5 protein-coding genes and 1 pseudogene are annotated in these 7,112 nt (G+C 59.9%); 1 reads left to right on the top strand and 5 read right to left on the bottom strand.

The genetic code is table 11. The features are described from left to right. The 5 genes and pseudogenes from ACW9I6_RS29090 to ACW9I6_RS29070 all read right to left on the bottom strand — a co-directional run. Positions 1 to 181: pseudogene (locus ACW9I6_RS29090) on the bottom strand (ribonucleotide-diphosphate reductase subunit beta); the annotation flags it as partial. 470 nt (positions 182 to 651) lie between these two features. Continuing rightward, a complete protein-coding gene (locus tag ACW9I6_RS29085) occupies positions 652 to 1,935 on the bottom strand; it encodes an ABC transporter substrate-binding protein (RefSeq protein ID WP_003214355.1) in 1,284 nt (427 codons plus the stop codon). Positions 1,936 to 1,972: 37 nt separating this feature from the next. Next, complete coding sequence (locus ACW9I6_RS29080; protein ID WP_003214353.1) at positions 1,973 to 3,229, bottom strand: DUF1479 domain-containing protein; 1,257 nt, start codon at positions 3,227 to 3,229, stop codon at positions 1,973 to 1,975. A gap of 130 nt (positions 3,230 to 3,359) precedes the next feature. Then, positions 3,360 to 4,223, bottom strand: a complete 864-nt coding sequence (locus tag ACW9I6_RS29075; RefSeq protein WP_177022210.1) for a helix-turn-helix domain-containing protein — start codon at positions 4,221 to 4,223, stop codon at positions 3,360 to 3,362. A 143-nt stretch (positions 4,224 to 4,366) separates the two neighbouring features. Next, the gene (locus ACW9I6_RS29070) at positions 4,367 to 4,636 is read right to left on the bottom strand and encodes a DUF2790 domain-containing protein (RefSeq protein WP_008435250.1); all 270 of its coding nucleotides are present in this window, start codon (positions 4,634 to 4,636) and stop codon (positions 4,367 to 4,369) included. Between the two features lie 394 nt (positions 4,637 to 5,030). Here ACW9I6_RS29070 and acs point away from each other — a divergent pair, with 394 nt between their 5' ends. Continuing rightward, a complete protein-coding gene (acs, locus tag ACW9I6_RS29065; protein WP_003214346.1) occupies positions 5,031 to 6,986 on the top strand; it encodes an acetate--CoA ligase in 1,956 nt (651 codons plus the stop codon). The last annotated feature ends 126 nt before the right edge of the window (positions 6,987 to 7,112 follow it).

Here is a 7,112-nt window from a genome sequence, read left to right as displayed (position 1 = left end):
CGGCCTTGGCGCGGATGATCGCGGCGGAGTCGCTGGCGGTCACGTTGCGGGCTTCAAGGGCGGCGGCGGCGCCGGCGCCGTCGAGGCGGTCCATGTTGGCTTCGGTGGCGTGGCCGGCGTTGGCGCCTTTGGCAACTACTTCGCCGTCTTCTTCTTTGTCGAACTCGTCCCAGCTCAGCATGACGTGTCGTCTCCTGCGTGAGGGCTCTAAGGTGCCCGTGTGAAACCGGATGGTTGGGTGTTCACACGGCCCAAAGGCCGCGGTGGATCTTAAGGAATCGTTTGTTGCAGCTAGCGCACGCATTAAACGGAATCAGGGTTACGGGTGTTCTGCTTGAGGCTTGAGGGGCGGAGCAATGCTTACTGGCTCCAGCGGGGGCCTCAGGTCTGGCTCTTCGTCCCCATGTAAAGGGATATTGCAGGCCCGATTTACCCGCGCATTATAGGGAAAAATTCGACTTTGTGTTGCGGCGGATGGTCTCGGTGAGCGGCCAAAATGGTGGTGTTTGCAGCCAAGGTCCGGGTTTACAAGGCTTTGCCTGGCTTGGATTTTTTTGACGGGCGGTAGGCGTTTGTTTCAGCGCGCCGAACTGGGGCAGATTCGGTCTGGAAGTTCTTGCGCCGTTTGGCGCAAGAACGGGTCGCGGGGGGTTACTGGGCTGCGGCTTTGATGCTGGCAAACATCTGCTTGCCAGCCTTGGCGGGGTCCGCGTCTTTATTGCTCATGAAGTTGCTGACCACATCAAACACCGCCCCTTGCACCGCCTGGGACGTGGACATGTTGAAGGCCATGCTCGGCTCCAGCGTGCCGGCGTTCTCGGCTTCGGCGAAGTCCTTGGCGGAAGCCTGGGCACAGCTGTCGAACTGGCTCATGTCCAGGCCCTTGATCACCGGGATGGAGCCTTTGTTCTGGTTGAACACGCTCTGGAATTGCGGCTCCAGGGCGATCTTGGCCAGGTCGTCGCGAGCCGCGTTGTTGCCCGGCGTATCATTTTTACTGGACGGTTTGAACATGGCCAGTGAGTCGATGGTGTAGCTATAAATGCCTTGTGAGCCGGGGAAGGGCACGCATTCATAATCGGCCCCGGCTTTTTTACCCGCCGCGGTCCACTCACTCTTGGCCCAGTCCCCCATGATTTGCATGCCGGCCTGGCCATTGATGACTTTGGCGGTTTCCATGTTCCAGTCCTGGCCTGCGCCGTTGGGGTCCATGTAGGTCTTCAGCTTGCGCAGCGCGACGAAGACTTCGGTCATTTTGGGGCCGGTGAAGGTGGCTTCGTCGTTGTCGATAAAGGCTTTCTGGAAGCCATCGGCGCCCAGGATGCTGAGCACCAGGCCTTCAAATACGGTGGTGTCCTGCCAGGGTTGGCCGCCGTGGGCGATGGCGATGAAGCCGGCGGCCTTGAGTTTGTCGCCGGCGGCGTAGAGTTCTTCCAGGGTGGCCGGGGCTTTGGACACGCCGGCTTTCTTGAGCACCTCGGGGTTGATCCATAACCAGTTGATGCGGTGGATGTTGAGCGGTACGGCGACGTAGTGGTCGTCGAACTTCATCAGTTGCGCAATGCTTTCGGGCAGCAGGCTGTCCCAGTGATTGGCCTTGGCGACGTTGTCGACGCTGGTCAGCAGGCCCAGTTTGCCCCACTCCTGAATGTCCGGAGCTTTGATCTGCGCGGCAGAGGGCGGGTTGCCGGAGACGGCGCGGCTCTTGAGGACGGTCATGGCAGCAGCGCCACCGCCGCCGGCCACGGCACTGTTTTGCCAGATGAAGCCGTCTTTCTCGATCAGTTGTTGCAGCACCTGTACAGACTTGGCTTCCCCGCCCGAGGTCCAGTAGTGGACGACTTCAACAGTGCCTTTGCTGTCGGCTGCGTGAGCGGCGAACGTGCAAAGGCTGGCGAGGGAGATGGCAACGGCAAGGCGATGGGGGATTTTCATGTGGGATAACCCTTTTTGTTGTTTTGGGGAGCGGTGCTTATTCCAGCCCCAGCCCTTTGCGGCCGAGGGTGTTCAGTTGCGGCGTCATGAAGCGGTCTTTCCACTCTTTCTCGTAGTCCTCCCGGGCGAAATCATCCGGTGAGGCCCCTTGCTCGAACGCCCTGAGCACATCCTTGGCGTACCGCAGGTTTTTCGGGCACATGGGCGCGGCGGGCACGTACATCACGTTGCCCCAGCCCTGTTGATTTTCGACGGGGGCGACGCTGTGGATCACGTCGCAGTGCCACCACACCGAATCGCCGGCCTGCACGTCCGGAATCGGGGTCATGCCCTGGACCAGCAGCGGGTGCCATTTCTCTGAAACTGGCAGCACCTTGCCCGGCGCAACGCCGCACAGCTCATCTTCGGGGACATCGTCCAGCAGCGGGCGCAGCAGCATGTAGGCCATGGCCTTGGGGATCGGCAAGGTATGCAGCACGCCCTGGTCGGCCTGCATGTCGCACAGTGCGGTCCAGCCCTGGAAGGTGCGGAAGGCCGAGCATTTCACCGTGTCCTTGTAGGCGTATTCATCGACTTCGGTGCGATGGGCGGCGTCCCAGGGGTCGTAGGACTTGAAGTCGTTGCGGTAGATCTTGTCGAACACCTTGAGGTAGGCGGGGTGCAGCCAGCGTTCCAGGGCGCCCGAGTCGGTGTGCGGGCCAAGCCCTTTGGAGCTGGTGCCCGGTGGGCGGCGGCGGACGCGGTCGGGGTATAGCGCATTGATGTCTGGGTCGAACCATTGCCGGCCTTGGGAATCGTAGGTCCACAGGCGATTCAGGAACGACTGCGCGGCGCCCATGCGCTCGTGTTGGCGCAGTTGCATCTGGGCGTCGGACCAATAGATCGGGAATATCTCCGGGCGCGAGGCTTCGAGGTTACCGAAGAAATTGTCGGCCGGGCCGCGATACACCTCGTCGAAATGGTTGTGGTCGAGGTAGTCCAGCAGGCTCTTGTCCCACCCCAGCACCTGTTCCCTGGGGAAGTGGTTGCGGATCACCAGGCAGCCCCTGCGCTTGATGATTGCCCGTTGTGCTTCGGTGACCTGGCCGTTGGCGATGGTTTCAAAGTCAAGCTCGGGCCAGGCGGACTGCTGTGCCTTGATCGAGGCGATTTCAGTACTGATGAACTCGCTGACCTCGGCGAACAGCGTAGGCACATCGCCGATCTGCGCGCGCAGGGCCTTTTTCATCGCGACGATGCTGCGCTTGTAGTCGTCCGGCAGCTCGGCGCATTCGAAGGCGTGGTAGTTGCTCATGGGGTGACCTGTCTTGTTGTTGTGTGCATACAGGTATGGAATCACCCCGGCCCGCCTGGGCGGCAGCCTGATTTGGCGCGTTGAGCAGTACGATTGTGGCGTTTGTTGTAAGGCGTATAGAAGAATCGGCTTATTGAAAGTGATGCCCGTGTTGAAGCCGAAACTGTGACGGCGTCATGCCCTTGTGCGCCTTGAACTGCCGATTGAACAACGCCTGGGAGGCATAGCCGACCTGTTCGGAAATCGCGCTGACCGCCAGGTTGCCCTGCATCAATAAAGCGCAGGCATGTCCGATGCGTAGCCGGACGATGTAGTCCAGCGCCGTGCAGCGTGTATGTTTGCGGAACATGCGATGGAAGGCTGAAACGCTGACGCAGGCCATTTGCGCCAGCTCGGGAATGCCGACAGGTTGCGCATAGTGGCCGTGCAGGTAGTCCAGAACGCGGCGGATGCGCGCGTCTTCAACGATGTGAGGGGCGGCGTTTTCCGTCGCGATGCGCTGCGCGGCGATATCCCGGGACAATGTGTTGAGCACGCTGAGCAACGAGATCAGTCGCTGGGAAGCGTCTTGCTCGACCATTGCTTCGATCACCGGGCGCAGCGCCCGGGACGTAGCATCACTGAAACTCAACGCCTGTCGCGCTGCAGCCAATAGCGCACGCGTCGACCCCATCTCCGGAAACAGTTGCACCAGCGAGTCCGCCCAGGCCTCGGAAAACCAGATGACCAGGGCAATGTGCGGTTTGGCGGGGTCGATCAGCTCGGCGGAAGACCAGCTATGGGGCACGTTCGGGCCCACCAGCACCAGGTCGCCGTCATCGTACAGCGCCACATCGTTGCTGATATAGCGGTGCCCGCGGCTGTTGAGGGTGAGGGTCAGTTCGTATTCGGGATGGTGATGCCATTCAAACGGAATCGCCTCCGGTAGACGCCTGTTCAGCAGGGTCCAGGAGGTGTTCGCCTCGGTGGGGATTTTTTCGAAACTGGCTCGCATGAATGCATCCTGCCTTGCAGGTGAGGTGGCGGCGCCACAATCGTAGCATTCGATTCAAGCGGTAGGGGATAAGCCGGCTCTTTGCCGCAAGAACGATTTCTTGCGGCGAGTAAGATCAGGTTCAGTTCAAACTAACGAAGTTATTATCCGTTAGAGCAACCGTTACCCATGACCTGATATTGAAGAATATGACGCTGACCTTGTGAGTCTTCATATTCCATTTTTACCGGTACAACTTTGCATACATCCGGGACTTCACTCATGGACACTACTTTGGCGACGTCCAGATGGGTGCTGTAAGTGTAATCCTCAACAATCGGGGTGCTCTGGCTGGCTACGTCAGTCGGGGCTTCGTCGGCCAGGGCGGCGGTGGCGCACAAGCTGCTAAGGGCCATAACTAATAACGCTTTCATTTGACTATTTACCTTTTGGCGGTCGAAAGGGGTCACGGGGCCCTTGTGAGGCCACGTGTGTAACTTGATTGGGAAGTTCGGATTAACGTTGCCTTCGTGGGGGCTGTTACGTTGTTAATCACAGTGCCTTGATGGCGAGGTTGATTTTAGGCGTCCGAGTTATATTCATATACCCGTGCTTTTGATAAACACTATTGGTGGTTTTTGTAACAATCGCGAAATGAAGGTTTTTTCAGAAACCTGCAAAGCGCCACGGGCCGCGGGCCAGAGCGCTGCCAGGGGATAGGTGGGCAATTTGTAGGGGCTTGTTACTACCATCGTCGAATGGTTCTATAGGTCCGGCCCGGCTACAACAGGGCCATACAACAACAACTATGTCACCGAGGTAAGAAAGATGAGTGCGGCTTCTCTGTACCCCGTTCGCCCCGAAGTAGCAGCCAATACGCTGACCGATGAGGCGACCTACAAGGCCATGTACCAGCAGTCGGTGGTCAACCCCGACGGTTTCTGGCGCGAGCAAGCCAAGCGCCTTGACTGGATCAAGCCTTTCACCACGGTGAAGCAGACCTCCTTCGACGATCACCATGTCGACATCAAATGGTTTGCCGACGGCACCCTCAACGTTTCCTACAACTGCCTGGACCGCCACCTCGCCGAGCGTGGCGACCAGCCAGCAATCATCTGGGAGGGCGACGACCCTGCCGAAAGCCGCACCATCACCTACCGCGAGCTGCATGAAGAAGTCTGCAAGTTCGCCAACGCCCTGCGCGGCCAGGATGTGCACCGCGGCGACGTGGTGACTATCTATATGCCGATGATTCCCGAAGCCGCGGTCGCCATGCTGGCCTGTGCCCGGATCGGTGCGATTCACTCGGTGGTGTTTGGCGGGTTCTCGCCAGAGGCCCTGGCCGGTCGGATCATCGACTGCAAATCCAAGGTGGTGATCACCGCCGACGAAGGCATTCGTGCCGGCAAGAAGATTTCCCTGAAGGCCAACGTCGACGACGCCCTGACCAACCCGGAAACCAGCAGCATCCAGAAAGTCATCGTGTGCAAGCGCACCGGTGGCAACATCAAGTGGAACCAGCATCGCGACATCTGGTACGAAGACCTGATGAAAGTGGCGGGCACCGTCTGTGCGCCGAAAGAGATGGGCGCCGAAGAAGCGCTGTTCATCCTTTACACCTCCGGCTCCACCGGCAAGCCGAAGGGCGTGCAGCACACCACCGGCGGCTACCTGTTGTACGCAGCCCTGACCCACGAGCGCGTGTTTGACTACCGCCCGGGCGAAATCTACTGGTGCACCGCCGACGTCGGCTGGGTCACCGGCCACACCTATATCGTCTATGGCCCACTGGCCAACGGCGCGACTACGCTGATGTTCGAAGGCGTGCCGAACTATCCGGACATCACCCGGGTGGCGAAGATCGTCGACAAGCACAAAGTGAACATCCTCTACACCGCACCGACCGCGATCCGCGCCATGATGGCTTCCGGCACCGCCGCCTGCGAAGGCGCCGATGGCAGCAGCTTGCGCCTGCTGGGTTCGGTGGGTGAGCCAATTAACCCGGAAGCGTGGGACTGGTACTACAAGAACGTCGGCCAATCCCGTTGCCCGATCGTGGATACCTGGTGGCAGACCGAGACCGGCGGCAACATGATGAGCCCGCTGCCGGGCGCCCATGCGCTCAAGCCGGGTTCGGCGGCACGTCCGTTCTTTGGCGTGGTGCCGGCGCTGGTGGATAACCTCGGCAACCTGATTGAAGGCGTGGCCGAGGGTAACCTGGTGATCCTGGATTCGTGGCCGGGCCAGGCACGTACGCTGTATGGCGACCATGACCGGTTTGTGGACACCTACTTCAAGACCTTCCGTGGCATGTACTTCACCGGTGATGGTGCGCGCCGTGACGAGGATGGCTACTACTGGATCACCGGGCGGGTGGATGACGTGCTGAACGTCTCCGGCCACCGCATGGGCACCGCCGAAATTGAGAGCGCCATGGTTGCGCACCCGAAAGTCGCGGAAGCGGCGGTGGTGGGTGTGCCTCATGACATCAAGGGCCAGGGCATCTATGTGTATGTCACGCTGAAAAACGGCGAAGAGCCGAATGAAGCGTTGCGCCTGGAGTTGAAAAACTGGGTGCGTAAAGAGATCGGGCCGATTGCTTCACCGGATGTGATCCAGTGGGCACCGGGCTTGCCGAAGACCCGTTCGGGGAAAATCATGCGCCGGATCCTGCGCAAGATTGCCACCGCTGAATACGACGGGTTGGGCGATATCTCCACCCTGGCGGATCCGAGTGTGGTGGCGCATTTGATCGAGACGCACAAGACCATGAACGTCGCGTAAGGCGGGTTTGTGGGACGAAGCCCCATTCGGCGTAGGCCGGGTGGGGCTTTTTTGTGCGATCGGACAGGCGACCTATAACCCATGTGGGAGCGGGCTTGCTCGCGAAGGCGGTGTATCAGTTAGTGG

The organism is Pseudomonas sp. SDO5522_S412, from assembly GCF_054071215.1.
Note: the sequence above shows the minus strand (reverse complement) of the source record. Positions and strands in the feature narration are given on the sequence as shown.

Excerpts from the sequence above, each read along its gene's own strand:
- ACW9I6_RS29070 (WP_008435250.1), bottom strand. The coding sequence starts at position 4,636 with ATGAAAGCGTTATTAGTTATGGCCCTTAGCAGCTTGTGCGCCACCGCC.
- acs (WP_003214346.1), top strand. The coding sequence starts at position 5,031 with ATGAGTGCGGCTTCTCTGTACCCCGTTCGCCCCGAAGTAGCAGCCAAT.
- ACW9I6_RS29085 (WP_003214355.1), bottom strand. The coding sequence starts at position 1,935 with ATGAAAATCCCCCATCGCCTTGCCGTTGCCATCTCCCTCGCCAGCCTT.
- ACW9I6_RS29080 (WP_003214353.1), bottom strand. The coding sequence starts at position 3,229 with ATGAGCAACTACCACGCCTTCGAATGCGCCGAGCTGCCGGACGACTAC.
- ACW9I6_RS29075 (WP_177022210.1), bottom strand. The coding sequence starts at position 4,223 with ATGCGAGCCAGTTTCGAAAAAATCCCCACCGAGGCGAACACCTCCTGG.